Source organism: Mesorhizobium sp. M7A.F.Ca.US.014.04.1.1 (assembly GCF_003998745.1).
Taxonomy (GTDB): Bacteria; Pseudomonadota; Alphaproteobacteria; order Rhizobiales; family Rhizobiaceae; genus Mesorhizobium; species Mesorhizobium ciceri.
In genome coordinates, this window is record NZ_RZRW01001084.1 from 1 (window position 1) to 1114 (window position 1114).

The following is a 1114-nucleotide window of genomic DNA, read 5'->3' on the forward strand; positions in this document are numbered from 1 at the left end:
GGGTCCACCAGCACCGTGCGGTTGTCGACCACAACGTAGCGATATTTGACGTTGGGGACCTCATGGATCTCAACCGTTTCCGGCAGGGCTGTCCCGACATTCAGTTCCACGCCGGGGAGCTTGACCGACGCCAGGGGCTGCTTCTTCACATATTCGCGGATGACGGTGTCCTGTTCCGGCTGGATGATGATGTCGTCCGCGGCGGCTGAGCCGATCCCAGCCAATAGCAACATCGCTGCTGCGGTGTTCTTTAGAAGCATGTTCATATCTGCACTCCTGTAGGGACGGGCGCAACACGATCATCGTCCCGCGCCGCCCGGCAAGTTGAACATGGAGCCGCCCTAAACGTTCCGCCCTAGGTACTTAGGTCTAGTCCCCTTGGGACCTAAGTCTGGTTCTGGAAACCGCATTGGTCCTGTCAGCGGCAGCGGCTGGAACGCTTGGCTTCCGCGGCTGTTGTCTCTCGAATTTGGAAGAATGCAGATGTATAAAGTGTGGACCAAGCACGCTGGTTATTCGCGGCTGTTCCCTTTCTCGTGATGGCACTCGTTCTTGGCTGGCATGTGGTGGATCGGCGGGCAAACGTCCCTTCCGACGCCGAACCCGTATCTTTAACCTGCAGTAGGTGACCTGATGTTGCGCGACAAGGAGAGTCGGATCTTAGAGGCAGGCCTGCTGGCGGCGGTGCCTGTTTGTGTGGCGATTACCGCACTGGTCGCCTTGATGACCTTGGCCAGCATATGAATCGGTTCCTTTTCGCAGCCTCCGACTTCCTATCTCGGCCGCCAGGCTTCTATGTCATGCTCGTGGCAATGGTTTTGTGCACCGCCCTGGTGCCTTTTGGACTGACAAATGCGGTCACCTATGCCCTGTCGGTTGCCGCCATCGTGATCACCGGTGTTGTCCTTTTACAAGGCTATCGCGATACCGCCGCCATTCACGCAAAACTCGACGAGATCATCGTTTCACTGAACGAAACCAGGAACGACGTTGTCGGATTGGAGCATGCCGAGCCGGACGAGATCAGGGAGAAGCTTGGAAAACTCGAAGAAGAAGCGTCCCGAACAGTCGGGGCTGCCAGGCGCGAACTTTCGAAAGCAACAGGAGAGAGATC

Annotated in this window: 2 protein-coding genes; one reads left to right on the top strand and one right to left on the bottom strand. The window is 57.2% G+C overall.

The features are described 5' to 3' along the window. Positions 1 to 266: DUF1236 domain-containing protein (locus EOA22_RS34655; protein ID WP_127390667.1), on the bottom strand; the 266-nt coding region annotated here is incomplete at its 3' end. 474 nt (positions 267 to 740) lie between these two features. On the opposite strand from EOA22_RS34655, the gene EOA22_RS34665 reads away from it, so the two are divergent. Then, a partial coding sequence (locus tag EOA22_RS34665; protein ID WP_127390668.1) for a low affinity iron permease family protein occupies positions 741 to 1114 on the top strand: 374 nt, incomplete at its 3' end.